Here is a 24,005-nt window from a genome sequence, read left to right on the forward strand (position 1 = left end):
GCCCGCGCCAGGGCCGACACGTTCAGGCCGGCAATGATCAGCTGCGCTTGAGCACCAGCGTCAGGATGTCGTAACTGGCCACCAGTTCACCGAGCTGGTTGGTCACCTCCACATCCCAGGCCACCACCCCTTGCGGCTGCCCCAACGGGCTGGTCTTGCCCTGGTCGATCTTGCGCTTGCAGGTCAGGCGCGCCTGGATCGTGTCACCGATCCCCACCGGGTTGATGAAGCGCAGGGTGTCCAGCCCGTAGTTGGCCAATACCGGCCCTTCACCTGGCGACACGAACAGCCCGGCCGCCGCTGACAGCACGAAGTAGCCATGGGCGATGCGCTTGCCGAACTGCGACTGCTTGGCGGCGATTTCGTCGAAATGCATGTAGAAGTGGTCGCCCGACAGGCAGCCGAAGTTCACCAGGTCCGCCTCGGTGACGGTACGTCGGTGAGTCAGCAGCGATTCGCCGATGCGCAGTTCATCGAAGTAGCGACGGAACGGGTGCACCTCGGTCTCGATCACTTCGGCGCCGCGCACGTGCTCGCCGGTCACCGCCGCCAGCATGCTTGGCGAGCCCTGGATCGCGGCACGCTGCAGGTAGTGCTTGACCGCCCGCAGGCCGCCGAGCTCTTCGCCGCCCCCCGCACGCCCGGGGCCGCCGTGCTTGAGCTGTGGCAGCGGCGAGCCGTGCCCGGTGGACTCCGGCGCGGCCTCGCGATCGAGCACCAGCAAACGTCCGTGCCAGGCGGCGGCCGCGGGAATGGCCTTGGCGGCGATGGCGCGGTCGCGGGTCACCAGGGTCGCCACCAGGCTGCCCTTGCCACGCGCGGCCAGGACCAGGGCTTCGTCCAGGTCCTCGTAGGCCATCAAAGTGCTGACCGGGCCGAACGCCTCGATATCGTGGGCGCCGCCTTCGGCGTGTGGGTCGCGTGCGTGCAGCAGGGTCGGGGCAAAGAACGCACCTTCGGTTACACCTTCGCCCACCGGCGAGAAGCCGTCGTCGGCGCCGAACAGCTGGTCGCAGCTTTGCAGCAGGCTGCGCACGCGCTCACCGACGTCACGCTGCTGGTCATGGGAGGCCAGCGCGCCCATGCGCACGCCTTCGACCGAAGGATCGCCCACCACCACCTTGGCCAGGCGCTCGCGCAGGCGGGTGGCGACGGCATCCAGGTGCCTGGCCGGCACGATGGCCCGGCGAATGGCCGTGCACTTCTGGCCTGCCTTGGTGGTCATCTCGCGCACCACTTCCTTGACGTACAGGTCGAACTCCTCGTCGTCGGGGGTTACGTCCGGCCCGAGGATGGCGCAGTTCAGCGAGTCGGCCTCAGCGGTGAAGGGCACTGAGTTGCGCACCAGGTTCGGTGTCATGCGCAGCTTGGCTGCGGTGTCGGCGGAGCCGGTGAAGGTCACCAGGTCCTGGCCCTGCAGGCGCTCGAGCAAATCGCCGGTGCTGCCGATCACCAATTGCAGGCTGCCGGGCGGCAGCAGGCCTGATTCGTCGATCAGGCGCACCACCGCTTCGGTCAGGTAGCTGGTAGAGGTCGCAGGCTTGACGATGCACGGCATGCCGGCGAGGAAAGTCGGTGCGAACTTCTCCAGCATGCCCCAGATCGGGAAGTTGAAGGCATTGATGTGCACCGCCACGCCTGCTCGCGGCACCAGGATATGGCTGCCGGCAAAGCGCCCTTGCTTGCCCAGCGGGATCGCCGGGCCTTCGTGCAGCAGGTTGCCCGACGGCAACTCGCGGGTGCCGATGCCGGAGTAGGAAAACAGCGTGGCATTGCCGCCTTCGATGTCGATCCAGCTGTCGGCACGGGTCGCGCCGCTGTGGTGGGAGAGGGCGTAGAGCTGTTCCTTGCGCTCGGCCAGGTACAGCGCCAGGGCCTTCAGGCGGACGGCGCGCTGTTGAAAGTCCAGGGCCATGAGCCCGCCAAGGCCCTGGCGGCGGCCGAAGTCCAGCGCTTCGGCGAAGTCCGGGCGTTCCTCATGGCTATAGGCCAGGACCTGCCCATCGAGGGCGCTGCGCAGGGCCTGGGCGCCGTGCTGGCCGATCCAGCGACCGGCGATGAAGCTCTGCAGGGTGTGGGCTTCAGACATGCTGTTCTCCTTTGAGGGGCGCGGTTACCACAGCGCCAGGGTGTAGCCGATGATCAGGCGGTTCTCGTCCACGGCGTTGGTCAGGCCATTGCCGGAACGGAAGGTGACGTTGCGCCAGCGCAGGCTGACGTCCTTGAACGGGCCGCTCTGGATGACGTAGGTGATGTCGGTGTCGCGCTCGCGTTCGCGGCCATTGCTGAGGGTCGCGGTTTCGGCGTGGCGACCGTCGGTGTAGCGAGTCATGAAGCTCAGGCCCGGAATGCCCATCGCGACGAAGTCGTAGTCGTAGCGCACTTGCCAGGAGTCGAGACCTGCGCGGGTGAAGGTGTTGTAGGTGACCAGGTTGACCGTGTAGGGGTCGCCACCGTTGAGAAACGGAAACGCGCTGTCGCCGGACATCTGCTGCCAGGTGGCGGTGAACTTGTGGGCCTTCACGCCCAGGGTGAACATGGCGTTGAAGTTGCGGTTGTCGATGCGGCCTGCGCGTTCGGCGCCGTCGCCGCGGCTGTCGAAGTAGCGCAAGTCGCTGCGCAGGCTCATCCCTTCGCCCAGCGGCTGGGTGTGCAACAGCCCCAGGTATTGCTGGCGATAGATCTCGTCGAGCTTGGCGTAGTAATAGCTGACGCTGGTCTGCGGGGTGATCGCGTAACTGCCGCCGCCGAAGTCGAAGTGGTCGCTGCTGGCCGCGCCGTAGCCGATGTCGTCGCGCCCGGATGAGTCGCGCAGGTTGGCCTTGGTCAGCCGTCCGGCGTTGACGGTCAGGCCCTCGATCTCCTGGCTGGTCAGCAGGCCACCCTGGAAGGTCGATGACAGCAGGCGGGTGTCGTTGTACACCACCACCGGCAGAATTGGCTGCAGGGTGCCCAGGCGCAGGGTGCTCTTCGATATGCGCAGCTTGCCGGTCAGCCCCAGCTCGCTGTAGTCGTCCACCGGCTCCAGGCTGTGCGGGCCGAAGGGCAGCAGGCCGGTGTTGCGCCGGTCGCGACTGGAGTCGAGCTTGATCCCCAGTTGCCCCATGGCGTCCACGCCCAGGCCTATGGGGCCTTCGCTGAAGCCCGATTCGAAGCGCGCGGTGAAACCCTGGGCCCATTCCTCGGCCTTGGCTTGCGGCGCGTTGGACTGGCGGAAGTCGCGGTTGATGTAGTGGTTGCGCAGCTCGACGCGGGCGTGGCTGTCAGCGATGAAATCCGCCATGGCCGGCAAGGGCAGGGCGAGGGTGGCCAGCCAGGCGGCCGACTTGAGACGAGTGTGGTTCATTGTTGTTATATCCGACATTCGAGGTTCAAGGGTTCAGTGCTTGCTGGCGCCGGCAGCGCCGATCCCGGTCATGGAGCGAATGAACTGGCCCAGGTAGCGACCACGCTCTTCGCTGGCCCGTTGCGAGCTGTCGGTGACCGAGAAGGCCCAGGCACCGAGGAAGGCCAGGCTCATGGAGAACAGCGCCGGGTTGCTGTAGGGGAACAGCGCGCGCTCGTTGTGCAGCACGTTGACCCACACCGCCGGGCCCAGCACCACCAGCACGATGGCCGAGACCAGCCCAGCCATGCTGCCGGCTACCGCGCCGCGGGTGGTCAGGCCTTTCCAGAACATCGAGAGCAGCAGCACCGGGAAGTTGACCGAGGCGGCAATGGCCAGCACCAGGCCCGAGAGGAAGGCGATGTTCTGCGATTCGAACAGCAACCCCAACAGCACCGCGAGCAGGCCGATCAGCAGGGTGGCGATACGCGACATGCGCATTTCTTCCTGCTCGCTGGCCTGGCCCTTGCGCACGACGCAGGCATAGAGGTCGTGGGAGATCGCCGAGGCACCGGACAGCGCCAGGCCTGCGACCACGGCAAGAATCGTGGCGAAGGCCACTGCCGAGATGAAGCCCAGGAACAGGTTGCCCCCCACGGCCTGGGCCAGGTGCACGGCAACCATGTTGCCGCCGCCGATGATCGCGCCGCTGGCGTCGCGGTAGGCCGGCTCGGTCCCCACCATGACGATGGCGCCGAAACCGATGACGATCAGCAGCAGGTAGAAGTAGCCGATGAAACCCGTGGCGTAGAACACACTCTTGCGTGCTTCCTTGGCGTCACTGACGGTGAAGAACCGCATGAGGATGTGCGGCAGTCCGGCGGTGCCGAACATCATGCCCAGCCCCAGCGAGATGGCGTCGATGGGATTGGACAGCAGTGCCCCGGGAGCCATGATCGCCTGGCCCTTGGCATGCACCGCCACGGCGCTGGCGAACATTGCCTCGGTGCTGAAGCCGAAATGCTTGAGCACCATGAACGCCATGAAGGTGGTGCCCGACAACAGCATCACCGCCTTGATGATCTGCACCCAGGTGGTGGCGAGCATGCCGCCGAAGGTCACGTACAGCACCATCAGTACGCCCACCAGGGTGACGGCGTAGAGGTAGCTGATACCGAACAGCAACTCGATCAGCTTGCCGGCGCCGACCATCTGCGCCACCAGGTACAACAGCGCGACGGTCAGCGTGCCGAACGCGGCGCTCAGGCGTACCGGGGCCTGTGCCAGGCGGTAGGAAACCACGTCGGCGAAGGTGTACTTGCCCAGGTTGCGCAGTCGCTCGGCAATCAGGAACAGGATGATCGGCCAGCCGGCGAGTACGCCCAGGGCATAGAGCAGGCCGTCGTAGCCGTTCATGAACATCATCGCCGAGATGCCGAGGAAGGACGCAGCGCTGATCATGTCCCCGGCGATCGCCAGGCCATTCTGCATCCCAGTGAGGCCACCGCCTGCGGTGTAGAAGTCACTGGTCGAGCGGGTGCGGGCCGCGGCCCAGCGGGTCACCAGCAGGGTGAAGCAGACGAACACCATGAACATCGAGATGGCAGTCCAGTTCATTGCGCGCACTCCTGGCGAACCTTATCGTTGAGTGGATCGATGACGCGGTTGGCGCGGTGCATGTAGATGCCGGTCAGGGCGAACGACAGCAGCACCATCAGCACACCCACCAGCATGCCGACGCTGGTGACGCCGCCATTGAGCGGCTGGCCGAGCAAGCCGGGTGCGAAGGCCACCAGCAGCACGAAGCCGTAGTAGGCGGCAAGCATGGTCAGGGTGAGGCTGCCGTTGAGGCGGCGCTTGCGGCGGATCAGTTGCTGGAAGTCGGGGTGCTTGCTGATGGAGTCGATGTGCTCGGGTGTCATGGGAAGCGGTCCTCTGTCTTGTAATTGTTTTTTCAGGTCACGCAGGGTGTTGCAGGGTTGCTGGCGGCCTCATCGCGGGACGAGCCCGCTCCCACAGGTACAGCAGTGACCATGGGTCTTGTGGGAGCAACGGTCTTGCTCAAAATTTGAAGTCCAGCCCAATCCCTGCGGGAGCAGGCTTGTCCCTTTAAAGTCCAGCCCAGTCCCTGTGGGAGCAAGCTTGTCCCTTTAAAGTCCAGCCAATCCCTGTGGGAGCGGGCTTGTCCGGCGATGAGGGCGCCGCGGTCTCAAAGTTGATCGAAATCCAGCACCACGCGGTCGCTCAGCGGATACGTCTGGCACGACAGCACATACCCCGCCGCCACCTCGTAATCCTCCAGCGCATGGTTGCTGTCCATTTCCACCTCGCCCTCGATCACCCGGCACTTGCAGGTCGAGCACACGCCGGCCTTGCACGAATAGGGCAGCTCGGCGCCAATGGCGTTGCCGGCATCGAGAATGTTCTGGCTGTTGCGCGGCAGGTCGAAGGCCAGGGCACGGCCATCGCTGATCACGGTGATATGGCTCAGCGCCGAGTCCAGCTGGCGCTGAGCCTCGCGGGCTTCGCGCCTAGCCTCGTTGCCAGCGGCGGCAAACAGCTCGAAATGGATGCGTTCGCGCGGCATGCCGTTGTCTTCTAGGCTGGCGCGCACGGTTTCGGTCATCGCCTGCGGCCCGCAGATGAAGGCGGCATCGAGGGCTTGCACGTCGAGCCAGCGAGAGAACAACTGGCCGCACTTGTCAGCATCGATTCGGCCGTTGTACAGGTCGACATCCTGCTGTTCGCGGCTGAACACGAAAATCAGGTTCAGGCGGTCCAGGTAACGGTTCTTCAGGTCTTCCAGGCGATCGCGAAACAGTGCGCTGTTGCTGGCGCGGTTGCCGTACAGCAGGGTGAAGCGACTGTTGGGCTCGCAGGCCAGGGTGGTGGCGATGATCGACAGGATCGGGGTGATACCGCTGCCGGCGGCGACCCCCAGGTAATGGCCATGGCGCTCGGTTTGCAGTGGAACGAAGAAGCTGCCGCTGGGCGGCATCACGTCCAGTTGCTGGCCGACCGCGAGCACATCGTTGGCGAATGCCGAGAAGCGCCCGCCCGGCACGCGCTTGACCGCCACGCGCAGCTCGCCGTCCTGCACGGCACTGCAAATCGAATAGGAGCGGCGCACTTCCTCATCGTCGAGAAAGGTGCGCATCACCAGGTACTGGCCCTGGGTGAAGCGGAACGCGTCCTGCAGATGGGCGGGCACGTCGAAGGCGATGGACACGGCGTCGCGTGTCTCGTGACGCACTTGCTTGATGGTCAGGCTGTGAAACTGGCTCATAGTCGTCTCCACGGCTCAAATACATTTGAAATAGTCGAACGGCTCCAGGCACTCGCGGCAGCGATAAAGCGCCTTGCAGGCCGTGGAACCGAACTGGCTGAGCAGTTCGGTGTGGGCGCTGCCGCATTGCGGACAGCACACCTTGGGGGCTTCGCCGAGCAGGCTGCGCTTGCTGGCATTGCCCTGGGGCGGGGCGATGCCATAGACCCGCAAGCGTTCGCGGCCTTGATCGCTGATCCAGTCGCTGCTCCAGGCCGGGGTCAGGCGGCGTTCCAGCGCTGGCTGGGCAAAACCGGCCTGTTCCAGGGCCTGGCGGATGTCGCCCTCGATCACCTCGGTGGCCGGGCAGCCGGAGTAGGTGGGGGTCACCACCAGGTGCAGATGGCCGGCGCGCCAGTCCAGGTCGCGCACGATTCCCAGGTCTACCACGCTGACCACCGGCACTTCCGGGTCCATGACCTGCTCCAGCACCGCCCAGGCCCGCGCCAGGTCGCCCTCGCGCAGGCTGCGGGCGCCCCGGTCGCCAGCGATCAGCTCACCAGATCGCATCGGGGTAGGCCCGTGGCAGGAACTGCATCTCGGCCAGCAGCAGGCCCAGGTGTTCGGTGTGCAAGCCCTTGCGACCGCTCAGGTAGAAATGACTGGCGGGCGTGGGTTGCGGGAGCTCGACCGAGGCGAAGATGGCACTGACCTGGGCGAGCCAGGCTTGCCCTACTTGCGTCGGGTCAGCGGCAATACCCGCGGCGGCCAGGCGCGTCTCGCTTTCACTGCCCTGGCTCAGCTCCACGGTGAAACGCCACAGTGCCGGGATTGCCGCGACCATGCGGCGACGGCTTTCGTCGGTGCCGCCGCCCAGGCGCTGCACCCACTCACCGGAGCGGCGCAGGTGATAGGTGACCTCCTTGAGCGCTTTGGCCGCGATGCCGGCGATGCGCGGATCGCTGGAGGCGCACAGGCCTTGGAGCATCGCCAGGTGCCAGGCGTCGTAGAGGAACTGCTTGGTCATGGTCACGGCAAAGTCGCCGTTGGGTTGCTCGACCAGCAGCAGGTTGTGGAAGGCCCGTTCGTCGCGGCAAAACGCCAGGGCGTCGGCATCGCGGCCGTCGTCGAGCAGTTCGGCGGCGTACTCCAGCCAGTTGCGCGCTTGGCCGACCAGGTCGAGGCCGACATTCATCAGTGCCAGCTCTTCTTCCAGTGCCGGGGCGTGGCCACACCATTGGCACAGGCGCTGGCCCTGGACCAGGGCGCTGTCGCCGAGCAGCAAGAGGTAGGGGATCAGATCGTCGTTGTGCATGGCGGGCCTCACATGTGTCCGACTTCGTCAGGCAGCTCGTAGAAGCTGGCATGGCGGTAGACCTTGTCGTCCGAAGGGGCGAACAGCGGGTCTTTTTCATCAGGCGAGGAGGCGGTGATCAGCGCCGAAGGCACCACCCACAGGCTCACGCCTTCGCTGCGCCGGGTGTACAGCTCACGGGCGTTCTCGATGGCCATGGCCGCGTCGGCGGCATGCACGCTGCCCACGTGCTTGTGGTTCAGGCCGTGCTTGCTGCGCACGAATACTTCGTAGAGGGTCCAGACAGACATGTTCGATCTCCGCATCGGTCGCCGCTTCAGGCGGCGTTCTTGTTCTGTTGCTTGCGCGCATAGGCCACGGCGGCCTCGCGTACCCAGGCCCCGTCTTCGATGGCCTGGCGACGGGTGGCGACCCGCTCCTGGTTGCAGGGGCCGTTGCCCTTGATCACTTCGTAGAATTCGTCCCACTGGATTTCACCGAAGTCGTAGTGACCGCGGTCGGCGTTCCACTTCAGTTCCGGGTCCGGGGCGGTGCAACCGAGCAGCTCGAGCTGCGGCACGGTCTGGTCGATGAAGCGCTGGCGGAGTTCGTCGTTGGTCTGGCGCTTGATCTTCCAGGCCATCGACTGGGCGCTGTTGGGGGAGTGTTCGTCGCTGGGGCCGAACATCATCAGCGACGGCCACCACAGGCGATTGATTGCATCCTGGACCATGTCCTTCTGCGCCTGGGTGCCGTGGCGCATCATGGTCAGCAGCAGCTCGTAGCCCTGGCGCTGATGAAAACTTTCTTCCTTGCAGATACGGATCATCGCGCGCGCGTAGGGGCCGTAGGAGGTGCGTTGCAGTACCACCTGGTTGACGATCGCCGCGCCGTCGACCAGCCAGCCCACCGCGCCCATGTCGGCCCAGCTTAGGGTCGGGTAGTTGAAGATGCTCGAGTACTTGGCCTTGCCGCTGTGCAGCTTGGCGATCTCTTCGTCGCGGTCGGCGCCGAGGGTTTCCATGGCGCTGTACAGGTACAGGCCATGGCCGGCTTCGTCCTGGATCTTGGCCATCAACTGCAGCTTGCGCTTGAGGCTCGGCGCGCGGGTGACCCAGTTGCCCTCGGGAAGCATGCCGACGATTTCCGAATGGGCGTGCTGGGAGATCTGCCGGATCAGGGTCTGGCGATAGGCCTCTGGCATCCAGTTTTTCGGTTCGATCTTGATCTCGGCGTCGATCTTCTCCTGGAAGTGGCGCTCTTCGGGCGACATCTCTTCCAGTGACTTGACACGTTTGACGCCGGTTTCGACTAGCTGTGCGTACATGTTCGGACTCCCGCCGCAGGGGTGGTTGGGGTATGGAGTCTTTTATAAGCGATACGTGATCTAACATCAAACATAAAATCATGTATCAGATAAAATTGTATATCACGTTGCGCCCCTATCGCGGGACGAGCCCGCTCCCACTGACTCCAAGATCAGCGAGCCGCCTGTGGGAGCGGGCTCGTCCCGCGATAGGGCCGGCAAATCCGGCGCAAAAAAAGCCCCGGACCAGGCCGGGGCAGAAAGAGGCAGCCGAATCGAAAGTCAGCTGGCCAACCGTTTGTCGTAGACGTGGCAAGCCTTGCCCTCTGAGCGCTTCAGCGTTCCGCAGGGCTGCAGGCGAATCTGCGTGCTGATGCCGATGTAGGTCTTGATCTGCTTGCTCAGCTCACCCACAAGCGCCTTGCGCGTAGCGTCGTCCAGGTACTGGCTGTCGGCGCGCAACTCCACGTGCACTTCCACGCTGTCGAGATTGCCATTGCGATACAGATGGATCTCGTAAAGCTCGGAAAGCTGTTTTATTTTCAGCACCTGCTCTTCGATCTGCGTAGGGAACACGTTGACCCCGCGGATGATCAGCATGTCGTCGCTGCGCCCGGTGATCTTGCCAATGCGCCGCATCGGCCGTGCCGTGCCGGGCAGCAGACGGGTCAGGTCGCGGGTGCGGTAGCGCACCATCGGCAGCGCCTCCTTGCTCAGCGAGGTGAACACCAGCTCGCCCAGCTGCCCGTCCGGCAGGACCTCGCCTGACACCGGGTCGATGATCTCGGGGTAGAAATGGTCTTCCCAGATGGTCGGGCCGTCCTTGGTCTCGATGCACTCCATGGCCACGCCTGGCCCCATGATTTCCGACAGGCCATAGATGTCCAGGGCGTTGATGCCCAGGCGTTGCTCGATGGAGCGGCGCAGCTCGTCGGTCCAGGGCTCGGCACCGAAGATGCCCAGGCGCAGCTTGAGGTCGTTGGGGTCGATGCCCTGGCGCTCGATCTCATCGGCCAGGTTGAGCATGTACGAGGGCGTGACCATGATGATGTCGGGCTGGAAGTCGCGGATCAGTTGCACCTGCTTCTCGGTCTGACCGCCGGACATGGGGATCACCGTGCAGCCCAGGCGCTCGGCGCCATAGTGAGCGCCCAGGCCACCGGTGAACAGGCCGTAGCCATAGGAAACATGCACCTTGTCGCCCTTGCGTCCGCCTGCGGCGCGGATCGAACGGGCGACCACGTTGGCCCAGGTGTTGATGTCGTTCTGGGTATACCCGACCACCGTTGGCTTGCCCGTGGTGCCGCTGGAGGCGTGCAGGCGTACCACTTCTTCCTGGGGGACGGCAAACATGCCGTAGGGGTAGTTGTCGCGCAGGTCGCTCTTGCCGGTGAAGGGGAAGCGCGACAGGTCTTCGAGCGACTTCAGGTCGTCCGGGTGGGCGCCGCAGGCGTCGAAGCGCTGACGGTACAGTGCCACCTTGTCGTAGGCGTGGCGCAGGCTCCAGCGCAGACGTTCGAGCTGGTGCTGGCGCAGCGCATCGACACTGGCAGTTTCCATGGGGTCAAGCAGGGCGCGTTCGGCATCGTGGTACATGTTCATGGCTTCACTCGAGTTGTTCTTGTACGCCGGCCCGTCGAGGGGCCGTGAGTGTCATGGTGGGCAGCATACTGCCCGTTGCAGCGTGGGTCGCGGTCCGTTGGTCGAAGTGCCTCAAAGGCGTTCGATCACCATGGCGATGCCCTGGCCGACGCCGATGCACATGGTGCACAGCGCGTAGCGGCCGCCGGTCAGTTCCAGCTCATGCAGCGCGGTGGTGACCAGCCGAGCGCCGCTCATGCCCAGCGGATGCCCCAGGGCGATGGCGCCACCGTTGGGGTTGACCCGTGGATCGTCGTCGGCAACACCCAGCTCGCGCAGCACTGCCAGCCCTTGGGCCGCGAAAGCTTCGTTGAGCTCGATCACGTCCATGTCGGCCAGGGCAAGACCGGTCAGCTCCAGCACCTTGCGCGTCGCAGGCACCGGGCCGATGCCCATGATGCGTGGCTCGACACCTGCTGCGGCCATGCCGACGATTCGCCCGCGGGGCTTCAGGCCGTGGCGGCGGGCTGCGCTGCTGCTGGCCAGCAACAGTGCGCACGCACCGTCGTTGACCCCCGACGCGTTGCCGGCAGTGACGCTGCCACCTTCGCGAAACGGCGTGCCAAGGCGCGCCAGCTGCTCCAGGGTGGTGTCGCCGCGCGGGTGTTCGTCTTGCTCGACCAGCTTGGGCGGGCCCTTGCGCTGGGCGATCTCGACCGGGACGATTTCCCGCGCCAGGCGGCCATTGGCCTGGGCGGCAGCGGCCTTGTGCTGGCTGCGCAAGGCAAAGGCATCCTGGTCGGCGCGCGAGATGCCGAACTGCTCGGCGACGTTCTCGGCGGTCTCGGGCATCGAGTCGATGCCGTATTGGGCTTTCATCAGGGGATTGACGAAGCGCCAGCCGATGGTGGTGTCGAACAGTTCCGCACTGCGGCCGAAGGCCTGTTCGGCCTTGCCGATGACGAACGGCGCGCGGGACATGGATTCGGCGCCGCCGGCCAGCATCAGCCCGGCCTCGCCACAGCGCAGGGCGCGGGCGGCGTTGCCGATGGCGTCCAGGCCGGAGCCGCACAGGCGGTTGAGGGTGGTGCCCGGCACCTCGACAGGCAGCCCGGCCAGCAGCGTGGCCATATGCGCAACGTTGCGATTGTCTTCGCCGGCCTGGTTGGCACAGCCGAGGATCACATCGTCGATGGCCTGCCAGTCCAGTGTCGGGTGGCGGGCGATCAAGGCCTTGATCGGGATCGCCGCCAGGTCGTCGGCACGCACGCTGCTCAGGGCGCCGCCGTAGCGGCCGATGGGCGTGCGCACGGCGTCGATGATCAGGGCGTCGTTGAGGGTCGGTTCAGTCATCTTGCGTCTCCTGCGTCAGCACGCTGCCGCGCAACTTGTAGGACTTGCCATGGAACAGCGCCACCAGCTCGCCACGCTGGTTTTCCAGGCGAACGTCGTAGAGGCCAGTGCGGCCCTTGCGCACCAGCTCGTGGGCGGTGGCGGTCAACTGGTCGCCGAGCAGCGCCGGGGCCACATAATCGATGCTGCAGCCTAGGGCCACAGTGGCCTCGTCGTGGCTGTTGCAGGCAAAGGCGAACGCCGAATCGGCCAGGGCGAAGAGAAAGCCGCCGTGGCAGGTGCCGTGGCCCTGGATCATGTCGGCGCGTACGGTCATGCGCACGGCAGCGCTGCCGGGGCCGGCCTCGAGCAGTTCGATGCCCATGCCTTGAGTGGCCCGGTCACGGGCGTACATGGCGTCGGCACAGGCGCGGGCCAGCGCTTCGGGCGTGCGAGGTGTGTCAGTCATGCAGGCGGCCTCCTTCGGCATGGGTGCGGCGCAGCAGCAGGGAAGGGCGATAGCGTTCTTCGCCGTAGGCCTGCTGCAGGTGTTCGAGGGTGTGCAACGTGTGGGCAAGGCCGATGCGTTCGGCCCAGGCCAGCGGCCCCAACGGATAATTGACCCCGGCGCACATGGCCAGGTCGATGTCGGCCGCCGAGGCGACACCTTGCAGCACCGCATCGGCGGCTTCGTTGGCGAGCATGGCCACCGTGCGCAGCACGGCCAGGCCCGGCAGGTCGGCCAGGGCGCTGACGTTGAAACCGGCACGCTGGAGCAGCGCGACAACCTGATCGCGGGCTTCGATCGTGGTGTTCCTGGCCCAGGTAATCGCGATGCGTGTCGCGCTGCTGTAATCCAGGGCAAGGTCGATCAGGACCAGGTTCTGCAGGCCGTCGTCGCGGGCGCGCTGGCTGGCCAGGCGACCGTCGGACAGGGCCAGGGTGGCATCACCAATGCGCAACAAGCCCTGGCCGGCGCGTTGGGTCAGTTCGACGCCGCTGGCGTTCAGGCGCTGCAGCAGCGGCTGCATGACACCGAGGTCGCCCTCGACCACGCAGCGTGTAGCTTCGGCAGAGCTGCGCAATTCGGCAGGCTGCGGGCGTTCGGCGCCTTCGCGGTAGTCGTAGAAACCTTGGCCGCTCTTGCGCCCCAGGCGCCCGGCGGCCACCAGTTCCTTTTGTACCTGCGAGGGCTGGAAGCGCAAATCCCCGTAATAGGCGTCGAACACCGAACAGGTGACGGCGTAGTTGACGTCATGGCCGATCAGATCGGTGAGTTCGAACGCGCCCATGCGGAACCCGCCAGCCTCGCGCAACAGCGCATCGAGGCTGGCGCAATCGGCGGCACCTTCCTGCAGCAGGCGCAGGCTCTCGGCATAGAACGGACGGGCCACGCGGTTGACGATGAAACCGGGGGTGGAGCGTGCATGCACGGGCTGCTTGCCCCAGGCCTTGGCGGTGTCGTACAGCGTATCGGCCACCGCCGGTTCGGTCGCAAGCCCCGACACGACCTCGACCAACGCCATCAAGGGGGCAGGATTGAAGAAATGCATGCCGATCACGCGCTCGGGTCGGGCCAGCCCCTCTGCCAGGCGGGTAATCGACAACGACGACGTATTGCTGGCGAGGATACAGGTTTCAGCGCAGAGGGCTTCAAGCTGGCGCAGCAGTTGCTGCTTGATATCGAGGTCTTCCACGATCGCCTCGATCACCAGCGTCGCATCGGCCAGGGCCTCGAGCGACTCGGCAGGCTGCAGGCGGGCGACGGTCGACTCGCGCTCGCAGGCGTTCAGCTTGCCTTTGTCCACCAGGCGCGCCAATTGCCGGGCGATGCCGTCGATGGCCTGCGCTGCGGCGCCCGGGCGATTGTCATAAAGCCGGACCGCATGCCCGGCCTGGGCTGCAACCTGGGCAATGCCGGCCCCCATGGCGCCAGCGCCGATCACCGCAACCTGAGCTTCAATGTGCAGGGCACTCATCTCAGCACCCCTTGAACACGGGCGTACGCTTTTCCATGAAGGCGCTGACGCCTTCGCGGTAGTCGTCGCTGCGCCCGGCCAGACGTTGCAGGTCGCGCTCAAGCGTCAGCTGCTGGTCGAAACTGTTGTCGAAGCTTGCGTTGAGGCTGCGCTTGATCAGCGCAAGGCCATAGGTGGGTTGAGCGGCCAGGTGTCGGGCCAGGCGCAGTGCTTCGTCGCGCAACTCGGCGTCGTCGACCACGCGGTGAATCAGCCCCCATTGCTCGGCCTGTTCGGCGCTCAGGCGCTCGCCCAGCATGGCCAGGGCTTTCGCGCGGGCCATGCCGACTAGGCGTGGCAGCAGCCAGGTGCCGCCAGAGTCCGGGATCAGCCCGATGCGGCAGAACGCCTGGATGAAGCTGGCTGAGCGGGCGGCCAGCACCAGGTCGCAAGCCAGGGGAATATTGGCCCCGGCGCCGGCAGCCACGCCGTTGACCGCACAGATCACCGGCATCGGCAAGTCGCGCAGGCTACGGATCAGCGGGTTGTAGAACTGCTCGATCGAAAGGCCCAGGTCGGGCCGCTCGGCACCGGGCGCAACGTTGCGGTCGGAGAGGTCCTGGCCGGCGCAGAAACCGCGGCCTTCGCCGGTCAGCAGCAGGACCCGCACCTGTTCGCTCTGGCGTACCTGCTTGAGAGCCTCGCGCACCTCCTGGTGCATGGCGGTGTTGAAGCTGTTGAGTTGCTCGGGGCGGTTGAGCGAGAGGAGGGCGATGCCGTCCTCGATGGAAAACAGGATGTGCTGGAAGCTCATGGCAAGCGCGCTCCGTCAGTCGGTGGAATCGGGTGGGTCAGCGGCCGATGAAGCTGGCCGGGCGTTTTTCCTGGAAAGCGCGGATGCCCTCGTCGCGGTCGGCCGTGCCGGCCAGCAGGGTGAAGGCATGTCGCTCGAAGCGCAGGCCGCTGGCCAGGTCGGTATCCTGGGCCTTGAGTAGCGCCTCTTTGGCCAGGCGCACGGCCAGGGGCGCCTTTTGCGCGATGCTGCGCGCCACCTGCAGGGCGCGTTCAACGGTCAATTCGGGCTGGGTCATTTCGCTGATCAGCCCGGCCTGCAGGGCATGGCGGGCATCGAGGGTTTCGCCTGTGAGCACCAGCTGCATCGCCAGTGGCTTGCCGACTGCGCGAAGCAGGCGCTGGGTGCCACCGGCGCCGGGAATGATGCCGAGGTTGATCTCTGGCTGGCCGAAGCGTGCGTCGGACCCGGCGATAACGATATCGGCGCACATCACCAACTCGCAGCCGCCGCCGAGGGCGAAGCCGTTGACGGCGGCGATCAGAGGCTTGGGAAAGGCCGCGATGCGCTGCCAGTGGGCGACACGGGGATCGTTGAGGATGCCGACCAGGTCGCGCTCGGCCATCTCGTTGATGTCCGCGCCTGCAGCAAAGGCCTTGCGATTGCCGGTGATGACCACCGCACGGGTGTGCTCGTCATGGGCGGCAGCGTCGAGTTCGTCGGCGAGCTCTGCCAGAAGCTCGGTATTCAGGGCGTTGAGGGCTTGCGGGCGGTGCAGGGTGATCAGGCGGACACCGTCCGCCTGGGCCTGCACAACGAGGTTGCTTGGCATGGTGGTACCTCAGGCTGCACGTTTGGCGCCGGTCAAGGCCGGCCAGTTCTTGGAGTCGGTTGCAGTGGTGGCGCAAGTATAGGCGCAAAGCGATACGAAATATCAACATCAAAATTAACATGATGTATCTAAATCTTGACTACTGATCGACGGGATCGCTGAAACCCCTTGTGCACATAGGTTCCGAGCAACCAGTCGATGAGAGGGACGATTCAAGAAAGCGATACAGCAATTTCAAAATTGACTGATCTATTTGAAGTGATACATGATCCGTGAACATCATGAATCACATTGAGTCACTCCCATGCCCTGCTATCGCCTCGACGGCTTGACCCCAGTGGTCCATCCCACCGCCTACGTCCACCCCAGTGCCGTCCTGATCGGCGATGTGATCGTCGGCCCCGGCTGTTATGTCGGGCCTCTCGCTGCGTTGCGGGGCGACTTTGGGCGCATCGTCCTGGAGGAGGGTGCCAATCTGCAGGACACCTGCGTGATGCATGGCTTTCCGGGCGGTGACACGGTCATCGAGCGCAACGGTCATGTTGGGCATGGCGCGGTGCTGCACGGGTGCCGAGTAGGGGCGGATGCGCTTGTGGGCATGAATGCGGTGGTGATGGATGGTGCGCACATCGCGCCACGCTGCATCGTGGCGGCCACGGCATTCGTCAAGGCGGGGTTCACCTGCGAGGCGCAGAGCCTGGTGGTGGGCTCGCCGGCCCAGGCCAAGCGTACGCTCAGCGATGAGGAAGTCGCCTGGAAGCAGCGCGGCACGCAGGAGTACCAGGCGCTCGCCAGACGCTGCATGGCGTCGATGGTGGAGTGTTCGCCGCTGAGTGCGGTCGAGCCCGCACGCCCGCGCATGGGCGATACCGGCCTGCGGCCGAAGACGGGGCATGGCGCATGAGCATTGCCGTGTCGCGCCATGGCCAGGCGGGGCGGGGTAAAGGTATAGTCGGGGCTTTCTCCGCGCCCAGTTCCCCCATGAGCAGCCTCGCACCCCTGAACCACCTGATCACCCGCTTCCAGGAGCAGACGCCAATCCGCGCCAGCTCGCTGATCATCACGCTGTATGGCGATGCCGTCGAGCCCCACGGTGGCACGGTGTGGCTGGGTAGCCTGATCGGTTTGCTGGAGCCCTTCGGCATCAACGAGCGACTGATTCGCACGTCGATCTTCCGCCTGACCAAAGAAGGCTGGCTGACCGCTGAAAAGGTCGGTCGCCGTAGCTACTACAGCCTGACCGGCACCGGCCGACGGCGTTTCGAGAAGGCATTCAAACGGGTCTACAGTGCCATCCTGCCAGCCTGGGACGGCGCCTGGACGCTGGTGCTGCTCTCGCAGTTGGACGTTGCCAAGCGCAAGTCGGTACGTGAAGAGCTGGAGTGGCAAGGCTTTGGAGCCATCGCCCCTAACGTGATGGGTTGCCCGCGTGCTGATCGTGCGGATCTGGCGGCGACCCTGCGCGAGCTGGAGGCCGAGGAAGACAGTATCGTCTTCGAGACCCATGCCCAGGAAATTCTCGCCTCCAAGGCCATGCGCGCGCAGGTCAGGGAGAGCTGGGGGATCGACGAGCTGGGCCAGCATTACAGCGAGTTCATTCGCCTGTTCCGTCCGCTGTGGCAGGCACTGCGCGAACAGGAAACGCTGGAGGCGCAGGATTGCTTCCTGGCGCGCACCTTGCTGATCCACGAATACCGGCGTTTGCTGCTGCGCGATCCGCAGTTGCCCGATGAACTGCTGCCCGGCGACTGGGAGGGCCGTGCGGCGCGCCAGTTGTGCCGCAACCTCTATCGCCTGGTGTCGCCCAAGGCTGAAGCCTGGCTCAATGACATGCTGGAGACGGCGGACGGACCGCTGCCGGATGCCAGCGAGAGTTTCTACCGTCGATTTGGTGGTTTGAGCTGAAACATACGTGGTACGTATCACGGTATGTTATGACGACTGAGGTCGACCATACTTCTATGGCCACCCCTGAAAGCTGGCGAGCCCTGCAGGGCGGGCCAGCCAGGGAGTCATGCTCAACTTCGCTCGACCAACCCCGCCAATACCGTCTGCAGATCGGTGCGCGCCTGGCGCGGCGCCCCTTCGAAGTTGATCCAGCCTGCATTGAAGCCATCGAGCATTTGCATGCGCGGTACCGGATTCTCCATCCCTTGCTCAAGGAATAGTGCCTCCCAGCTATCGCGCGGGACTGCTTGCGCCTTCACTTCACGCCCGAGCACCTGGCCAAGCGTGGCAGCGAGCTGCAGCGGGGAGATCGCTTGCGGGCCGGTCAGCTCCACCACCCGCACGCCCTCCCAAGGCTCCTGCAGCAACTGCGCCGCAACGCGCCCGACATCGGCCGTGGCGACCATGTGCACCGGCTTGTCCAGCGGTTGCAGGAAGCTGTACAGGACGCCATGTTCCCGTGCGGGGGCGATGTCCCACAGGCTGTTCTCCATGAACCAGGCAGCACGCAGGAACGTTACCGGCATGGGCAACTGCCCCAGCACATGTTCCATTTCACCCAGCTGCGACAGCAGGTTAGGGTGGCTGGCCTGTGCGCCAACGGTGGAGAGGCACACCACGCGTTCCGGTTGGCTGGCCAGCAGTGCTGCGTGCAGGTTGGCGAGTATCGCGCGGGTTTCGGGGAAATCAGGGCGAGGGTCGAAGTTCGGCGGCAGCAGCACGAACACAGCGGTGGCGCCTTGGAGCGCACGAGTCAGGGCGACACGGTCCTGCATGTCGGCTACCGCGACGCTACACCCCTGGGCCTGCCAGGTTTCGCCCTTGGCGGCATCGCGCACCACAGCGCGCACCTCCTTGCCTGCGGCCAGCAGGTTGCGCGCCAGGGCGCTGGCGACTTGGCCGGTGATGCCAGTGATAACGTACATGGTATGTAACTCCTGAGTGGGAGGCGGCACAGCGCCGCGTTCGGGAGCCAGTCTGTGGTGCGTCGATTGATTAATCGATAACATGAAGCTCATTTCAATAATGACTGATTGGCATCAATATGAGTTTCGATGAGCGCAGCCTCGGTGGCATGAGTGTGTTCGTCGCCATCGTCGACAGTGGCAGCTTTGCCGCTGCAGGCGAGGTGATGGACATGTCCCAGCCGGGTGTCAGCCGGGCGTTGGCGCGCCTGGAGAAACGCCTGGGAATTCGCCTGTTTGACCGCACCACACGCTCGGTCACTCTGACCGACGAGGGGCGCCGCCTGTACGAACAGGTGGTGCCGTTGCTGGCAGCGCTGGACGAGGCGGCCAGCTCGGTGACCGAGGGGGCAGTGGTGGTCAGGGGGCGGCTGCGGGTCAATGTCGATCCGTTTTTCGCTCGTCTGATACTTGGGCCGCGCCTGGGCGGGTTTCTCGAGGCGCACCCACAACTGAACCTGGAACTGATCACTCGCGATCGCCTGGGCGACATGGTCGCCGAAGGTTTCGACTTGGCCGTGCGTTTCGGCGAGCCCCGCACGTCAAGCCTGGTGGCGCGCAAGCTGCTGGACACTCGTATCCTGACCGTGGCGGCACCGGCCTACCTCAAGCGTTTTGGCCGCCCGGCACAGCCGCAGGCCCTCAGCGAACATCGCTGCATCCAGTTCCGCGATCCGCAGAGTGGTCAGCCTTTTGCCTGGGAGTTTCACCGAGGTGCCGAGCGCCTGACCGTGGACACGCGCGGGCAATTGCTGGTCAACGATGTGGGCAGTCTGCACAGCACCTGCCTTGCCGGCTACGGAGTTGCGCAGGTGATGGCGCTGGGTAGCGAGCTGCTGCTGGCGGAGGGGCGCCTGGTCGAGCTGTTCGATGACTGGCCGGACGAGCGTTTTCCGCTGTATGCACTGTACCCTTCGCGGCATCACCCGCCGGCCAAGGTTCGCGCATTTCTCGACTTCGTCCTGGAGTTGCTCAATGCACCTCAGGGGTGAGGGCAGGGCGTAGCTACGTGCGCGTGAGCTTGTCGGCTTGCGTGCTGTCGGCGAGGGACCTGGGGGCGGACATAATGCGTGGCAAGCATAACTCAACTAAATAGTTATTTAGCGTAGCTATAATTTAGATGCCTATTAATCAGACAGGCGACGCCCAAGCCAAACCGTCTGGCCACCGCATTCCGCGTCCTCTGCGATGTGCTCCAGCAACTCAAAATCGTGGTTGGCGAGCAGTGCCGTGTATTCCTGAGGGTCGAGGCTCGCATGGTACAGCGTTTCACCCTCGAAAACGCCCAAGGCTTCGCCATGAGAAGGCCCACTGGTGAACATCAGCAGCGCTCCAGGTGCGGCATGACGCTGAAATATCGGGAACATCTTGCGCTGATCGTCGGGCTTGAGATGAAAAAAGCTGTTCCAGGCCAGGATGGCCGCGAACTGGCGATCGAGCGCCAATGTGCGCATGTCCGCGTGAATCCATTCCTGCGTTGGAAATTGCGCGCTGCACAGTGCGAGCATCTGCTCAGACGAATCTACACCGATGACAGACGCGCCGGCGTCGATCAGATAACGTGCCACGGGTTGGCCGGAGCCGCAGCCCAGATCCAGAACGGTCGCAGACGGCGGTAGCAATGAACGGAAGCGTTCGATCCATTTGCGGTCGATGAAATGGTTGACGCGCAGATCGTTCCACGTAGCGGCGTGGCGGTCGTAGAGACTGATGATCTGATCTGCGGATGGATGGTGAGACATGAACTGGAGCATCCTTGATCGGCTTTGAAGGGTGAAGGCTCATGAGGGGCTTGCTGAGAGTCGAATGTACCTTGGGTGTGGCTCGTATGGGAAATACAGAAATACGCATAATGTATATTATGTTAAATTGAGTATTGTGAGAGTTGATCTCGATCAGTGTCTGTCCAATCCCACATATCTCCGGTCAAATCCCCACAAAACCCCGTTTCCCAGAAATTCAAAAGCTTGGGTTCCATTCATAATCCTATCTCTGCGCATGGCCCTTCACTAACCTCCGGTTGACCCCACCCGACCCTGAACCCCATTCGACCACGACATCCACCATGGCAATGCTGCAGCTTTCTGCTACAGGTTAAAGGAGCCATCACTCATTCTAGCCCCCTGGTTCTGTCATGACTCGGCCGTTCATCCCATTCCCGATTTTCCCTCCCTACGTTTACTGGAGGCCAAATCAGCTTCGATCCTTTCCTACGAATCTGGCTGTGGCTGATCGGCTAGCCCAGATAGACCCGGCAGCCCATCCCTTCATCAACATCTGGTACGTCGACAGGTATGTGAATTGGATTGCTCACAATTGGGGTGCAGAAAATCCTCACCGCCAGTACCACAGCTGCATTATGGGTCTGGAGAAAATGCTCAATTGGAGCTTTGCTCATGGCCTGTCACTCGTTGACTGGCGCCGCAACGACTTTGAGAACTACGCAGAGTTTGTGCTCAACCCGCCAAAAGCTTGGACTGTGTACGGCAAACAGGCTCGCTTCGTGCAGGAACCCGGCGACGCAGTTTCTGGATTTTTACCTCAAGGATACTTCAGCCTCACGTGAAAACGTTGCCGCGCAGCCCCTTGCTGATCTTGCTTTCAAGCAACCCAAGGCAATCGGTTTTTTGACCGATGCTGAGCTGAAATGGGTCTTGAAGTCACTACCAAATTTCTTGGGCGTGCATGAATTCCGAATAATTGAGATGTACCTGATCATGGCTAGGTACTCGGGCCGCCGGCTCTGGAGCGTCATGGGAAACGCCAGGTCACCCAGCCATCTCGCTCAGTTCAATCGTAGGTCGACGGACGTTGGGTTGAGCTTCGCTCAGCCAAGGATGGCTGGCTGCCGTTGTCGCCCCATTTCGATGAAGTCTTTGGTCGTTACCTGCGTTACCTGAATATTGATCCGCTCCACCCTCTCCCATCGATTCCAATTTTCCCAAAGACGATCGGAGTTCTTACTATCCCAAAGCGCTGGGACGCATCCTTGTTTCCATCAGAGACGCTCTGGCAGACAGCGCAGCTGGGTCTGATGATCCAGAGATCTCCAGTGCCTCGGAAAAGATTCGCGGCTTGACGGTTATGTTGGTTAGTCGCAAGCCTGTTGGTGAGTGAGAACTGCTATTCGCATTCTAATGGATGCGTTAAGCGTGCCTCTGCGGGGACGGCTTTCGTTAACCGTGTTTCGGCCATCAGGCCTCGTCTTGGCTCTTCGGGCGTCCATGCTCACGTCTGCGCGCTCCTCGTGCAGTCGCCATCAAGGGATGCCTTTGCTTGTATGCTGTGACCCCTGCCCGCTTTATGGCCATCGCACCAACTCCAGTTCCTTGAGCCGGATGGCCATCGCCGAATCCGAGACGCCGAATTGCTGGGCAAGTGACACCAGGTTCTGGTTGTTGAAGCGGGTGCATCGCGCCAGAGCCAGTTCACGTTCTCCCGACTCTTTTGGGGCGTAGAGGAGCCGATCCGGATTGTTGGGGTCGAGGTGATAGGCAATCACGTCGCTGAAGCGCAGCTGTCCCTTGCAGCAGAACATAAATTCGAAGCGTTCCCTCACCAACTTTTGAGGCATGAGGAAGCAGGCCGCGAAGCGATCGGCTTGTCGCTCTGCGGGTGCCCGCGGTGTTTGCAACGGGCTGCCATCAAACGCGCGGTCACGATGCATGACGGTGTCCTCATGCAGCACAAGATGGCCGACTTCATGGGCCCCCGTGAAGAGCTGAACTTTGTCACCAAACTCGGTCGCGACAGCGATCTTATTGGATTGACGGTCAATCAGGCCCGCAATGCGAGTACCGGTTTTATGCCGGTTGAACTGGGTGTCTCCCAGGGTGGGATATTCGTGATAGTCGTAGCCGCAGACCATGGCGGCGATCCGGGGGCTGCGCATCATCATCGGTGGAATTTCTTGATCTGGCCAGAGGTACCGGCGATCACGGTAAATCTGCATGAGCAGGTCAGTCGCTGCTTTCTCGATTGAAGCTTCATTCATGGCAGAACACCACATGTAGGCTATAAAAAACAATTTAGCCCAATATGTAGTGGTTTCAATACATGACTAACCCTCCATATGGTTTTTTCAGATGAACGGTGGAAGAGTTTGGCACAAGAAAAAACGTGATTTCATTTAGCCATCTTTATGTTCGCCCTGCTCCAGGTTGTGTGCGAGGATTCGGCTACGGCGGTGGCCGATGAGGGCGTGCCAGACGCTATCCACACATCGAACCCTTGATGTCGCCCGCTGTAGCGTTGGGGGCCATCGAAAGGATTACCGGAGGTTTGACAAGAAGCATGGCATTGGATGTTGCGTTCAGCATTGAGGCTGGAGATTTTGTCGATCCCGATCGAGCCTATGACCTGTTTTGGGCAGGTGTAATTACCAATAAACGAGCCTTCGTTTGCCCTGGAGCGGACTGTGCGGCCCAGGTGACCTGTGCGAATTTGGACAAGGACGTGCAGAGCATGCGGGTCGTGCCGCACTTCAAGGTTTACGGAGAGCATAGTGAGGCATGCGGGATCATCAACGGGAAGGCGATCGACCTTGAGGTTGAGCCGAGCGGCCCCGATGGGCAGGAGCGCAAAACCGTCGATGAGTCCATTGTTGACGTGTTCAAGCTTGATCGACCTGACTCGTACTATGACGAACCGACTCAGGATCCCAGCGCTGATGTGCATGTGGCGAAACAACGCGCTAGAAACACAAGGCCTTACACGACCAAGCTGGGTGAATCCGGGATCGTAGGCCCCATTTACTCCGTGCGCTCTGTAGTAAGCCGGTATATCCGGTATCGAACCGACAACACCTTGGAGTTTCGCCGGCTCAATATTGCCGGCCAGGACGTGGCCTACGACAGCATTTTTAAATGCATCTGGGAGCAGGATCTGAATGACCTCCCCGACCACCCTGTCATTTACTATGGGTGGGCCTACATCGATCGCACTAGAAAAAATGACGCGTACCGGATCAAGTTCAAGAAATGCTTGATGCGCGGAACCGAAAGCCTGACGACCTCAAGCTTCGTTTCGGACACGCTCGTCGAGCGCTACAAACTCAAAAACCTCATGGCTACCAGGCTTGCAAAGATCTCCCAGCAGCCCAAACCCACTGCGTTTGTGTTTCTGTACGGACAGCCCACAGTACGGACGTCACAGGGGACGAGCTACGCCAATTTCGAGCTGAAGAACTTGGACATGGTTGACGTTAACTACGACTGCCCATTGCCTTCCAGGTACGACAAGTAGCCGGTGAAGCCTCAGCCACCCCGAAGCATATGCCGATGGTGGTTCGGGCCTGCCATTGATGCGGAGCGAGCGCTAACGGCTCAGACTATTCCGGGAGAAATAGTCCTAGGGCGTCAGGGCTGAGGGGCCTATCGAATTGGTTTGTATCCACTCTACAGCTCCA

At 63.2% G+C, this 24,005-nt stretch carries 22 protein-coding genes and 1 pseudogene; 5 read left to right on the top strand and 18 right to left on the bottom strand.

All coding sequences use genetic code 11. The features are described 5' to 3' along the window. Positions 1-37: 37 nt before the first annotated feature. From paaZ to paaF, 15 genes and pseudogenes are all read right to left on the bottom strand, one after another. Positions 38-2,089: a phenylacetic acid degradation bifunctional protein PaaZ gene (paaZ, locus tag ACNFHO_RS04080; protein WP_416765328.1), complete on the bottom strand. Its 2,052-nt coding sequence runs from the start codon at positions 2,087-2,089 to the stop codon at positions 38-40. A 24-nt stretch (positions 2,090-2,113) separates the two neighbouring features. Beyond that, positions 2,114-3,346, bottom strand: coding sequence for an OprD family porin (locus ACNFHO_RS04085; RefSeq protein ID WP_416765330.1), 1,233 nt, complete (start codon positions 3,344-3,346; stop codon positions 2,114-2,116). 33 nt (positions 3,347-3,379) lie between these two features. After that, a pseudogene (locus ACNFHO_RS04090) lies at positions 3,380-4,948 on the bottom strand (cation acetate symporter); the annotation flags it as partial. Then, positions 4,939-5,247, bottom strand: coding sequence for a DUF485 domain-containing protein (locus ACNFHO_RS04095; protein WP_416765332.1), 309 nt, complete (start codon positions 5,245-5,247; stop codon positions 4,939-4,941). The gene ACNFHO_RS04095 and the pseudogene ACNFHO_RS04090, both read right to left, overlap by 10 nt. Positions 5,248-5,534: 287 nt before the next feature. After that, entirely contained in the window at positions 5,535-6,611 is a 1,077-nt protein-coding gene (gene paaE / locus ACNFHO_RS04100) for a 1,2-phenylacetyl-CoA epoxidase subunit PaaE (RefSeq protein WP_063544951.1), read from the bottom strand. Positions 6,612-6,626: 15 nt separating this feature from the next. Continuing rightward, the gene (gene paaD, locus ACNFHO_RS04105) at positions 6,627-7,160 is read right to left on the bottom strand and encodes a 1,2-phenylacetyl-CoA epoxidase subunit PaaD (protein ID WP_063544950.1); all 534 of its coding nucleotides are present in this window, start codon (positions 7,158-7,160) and stop codon (positions 6,627-6,629) included. Beyond that, the gene (paaC, locus tag ACNFHO_RS04110; protein WP_112898307.1) at positions 7,147-7,905 is read right to left on the bottom strand and encodes a 1,2-phenylacetyl-CoA epoxidase subunit PaaC; all 759 of its coding nucleotides are present in this window, start codon (positions 7,903-7,905) and stop codon (positions 7,147-7,149) included. Before paaC ends, paaD begins: the two co-directional genes overlap by 14 nt. An 8-nt stretch (positions 7,906-7,913) precedes the next feature. Next, on the bottom strand, positions 7,914-8,195 hold the full coding sequence (paaB, locus tag ACNFHO_RS04115; protein ID WP_004374528.1) for a 1,2-phenylacetyl-CoA epoxidase subunit PaaB: 282 nt from the start codon (positions 8,193-8,195) through the stop codon (positions 7,914-7,916). A 26-nt stretch (positions 8,196-8,221) separates the two neighbouring features. Then, entirely contained in the window at positions 8,222-9,211 is a 990-nt protein-coding gene (gene paaA, locus ACNFHO_RS04120) for a 1,2-phenylacetyl-CoA epoxidase subunit PaaA (RefSeq protein WP_414155494.1), read from the bottom strand. A gap of 261 nt (positions 9,212-9,472) precedes the next feature. Then, positions 9,473-10,792 carry a phenylacetate--CoA ligase PaaK gene (paaK, locus tag ACNFHO_RS04125; RefSeq protein WP_063544948.1) on the bottom strand — a complete coding sequence of 440 codons (1,320 nt, stop codon included), beginning with the start codon at positions 10,790-10,792 and terminating at the stop codon, positions 9,473-9,475. A 111-nt stretch (positions 10,793-10,903) separates the two neighbouring features. After that, the gene (gene pcaF, locus ACNFHO_RS04130) at positions 10,904-12,124 is read right to left on the bottom strand and encodes a 3-oxoadipyl-CoA thiolase (RefSeq protein WP_416765337.1); all 1,221 of its coding nucleotides are present in this window, start codon (positions 12,122-12,124) and stop codon (positions 10,904-10,906) included. Beyond that, complete coding sequence (gene paaI, locus ACNFHO_RS04135) at positions 12,117-12,572, bottom strand: hydroxyphenylacetyl-CoA thioesterase PaaI (RefSeq protein WP_054893416.1); 456 nt, start codon at positions 12,570-12,572, stop codon at positions 12,117-12,119. The genes pcaF and paaI overlap by 8 nt, the downstream gene beginning before the upstream one ends. Further along, a complete protein-coding gene (gene paaH / locus ACNFHO_RS04140) occupies positions 12,565-14,082 on the bottom strand; it encodes a 3-hydroxyacyl-CoA dehydrogenase PaaH (protein WP_416765340.1) in 1,518 nt (505 codons plus the stop codon). Before paaH ends, paaI begins: the two co-directional genes overlap by 8 nt. A 1-nt stretch (position 14,083) precedes the next feature. Next, the gene (gene paaG / locus ACNFHO_RS04145; RefSeq protein ID WP_112898302.1) at positions 14,084-14,875 is read right to left on the bottom strand and encodes a 2-(1,2-epoxy-1,2-dihydrophenyl)acetyl-CoA isomerase PaaG; all 792 of its coding nucleotides are present in this window, start codon (positions 14,873-14,875) and stop codon (positions 14,084-14,086) included. 37 nt (positions 14,876-14,912) lie between these two features. Continuing rightward, a complete protein-coding gene (gene paaF, locus ACNFHO_RS04150; RefSeq protein ID WP_112898301.1) occupies positions 14,913-15,686 on the bottom strand; it encodes a 2,3-dehydroadipyl-CoA hydratase PaaF in 774 nt (257 codons plus the stop codon). Between the two features lie 304 nt (positions 15,687-15,990). Here paaF and paaY point away from each other — a divergent pair, with 304 nt between their 5' ends. After that, on the top strand, positions 15,991-16,590 hold the full coding sequence (paaY, locus tag ACNFHO_RS04155) for a phenylacetic acid degradation protein PaaY (RefSeq protein ID WP_063544942.1): 600 nt from the start codon (positions 15,991-15,993) through the stop codon (positions 16,588-16,590). A gap of 77 nt (positions 16,591-16,667) precedes the next feature. Continuing rightward, entirely contained in the window at positions 16,668-17,591 is a 924-nt protein-coding gene (paaX, locus tag ACNFHO_RS04160; protein WP_196759862.1) for a phenylacetic acid degradation operon negative regulatory protein PaaX, read from the top strand. Positions 17,592-17,704: 113 nt separating this feature from the next. Here paaX and ACNFHO_RS04165 read toward each other — a convergent pair whose 3' ends face one another. Continuing rightward, positions 17,705-18,559: an NmrA family NAD(P)-binding protein gene (locus tag ACNFHO_RS04165; RefSeq protein ID WP_416765343.1), complete on the bottom strand. Its 855-nt coding sequence runs from the start codon at positions 18,557-18,559 to the stop codon at positions 17,705-17,707. 119 nt (positions 18,560-18,678) lie between these two features. Here ACNFHO_RS04165 and ACNFHO_RS04170 point away from each other — a divergent pair, with 119 nt between their 5' ends. Beyond that, the gene (locus ACNFHO_RS04170) at positions 18,679-19,590 is read left to right on the top strand and encodes a LysR family transcriptional regulator (RefSeq protein WP_416765344.1); all 912 of its coding nucleotides are present in this window, start codon (positions 18,679-18,681) and stop codon (positions 19,588-19,590) included. A 135-nt stretch (positions 19,591-19,725) separates the two neighbouring features. Here ACNFHO_RS04170 and ACNFHO_RS04175 read toward each other — a convergent pair whose 3' ends face one another. Further along, positions 19,726-20,340, bottom strand: coding sequence for a class I SAM-dependent DNA methyltransferase (locus ACNFHO_RS04175; protein WP_065863746.1), 615 nt, complete (start codon positions 20,338-20,340; stop codon positions 19,726-19,728). Between the two features lie 482 nt (positions 20,341-20,822). On the opposite strand from ACNFHO_RS04175, the gene ACNFHO_RS04180 reads away from it, so the two are divergent. Beyond that, positions 20,823-21,164: a hypothetical protein gene (locus tag ACNFHO_RS04180; protein ID WP_416765346.1), complete on the top strand. Its 342-nt coding sequence runs from the start codon at positions 20,823-20,825 to the stop codon at positions 21,162-21,164. A gap of 735 nt (positions 21,165-21,899) precedes the next feature. Here ACNFHO_RS04180 and ACNFHO_RS04185 read toward each other — a convergent pair. Next, positions 21,900-22,592 carry an ImmA/IrrE family metallo-endopeptidase gene (locus tag ACNFHO_RS04185; protein ID WP_254468869.1) on the bottom strand — a complete coding sequence of 231 codons (693 nt, stop codon included), beginning with the start codon at positions 22,590-22,592 and terminating at the stop codon, positions 21,900-21,902. A 299-nt stretch (positions 22,593-22,891) separates the two neighbouring features. On the opposite strand from ACNFHO_RS04185, the gene ACNFHO_RS04190 reads away from it, so the two are divergent. After that, on the top strand, positions 22,892-23,842 hold the full coding sequence (locus ACNFHO_RS04190; protein WP_416765348.1) for a hypothetical protein: 951 nt from the start codon (positions 22,892-22,894) through the stop codon (positions 23,840-23,842). The last annotated feature ends 163 nt before the right edge of the window (positions 23,843-24,005 follow it).

Origin of the sequence: Pseudomonas sp. NY15374, assembly GCF_048068255.1 — a bacterium.
Classification (GTDB): domain Bacteria; phylum Pseudomonadota; class Gammaproteobacteria; order Pseudomonadales; family Pseudomonadaceae; genus Aquipseudomonas; species Aquipseudomonas machongensis.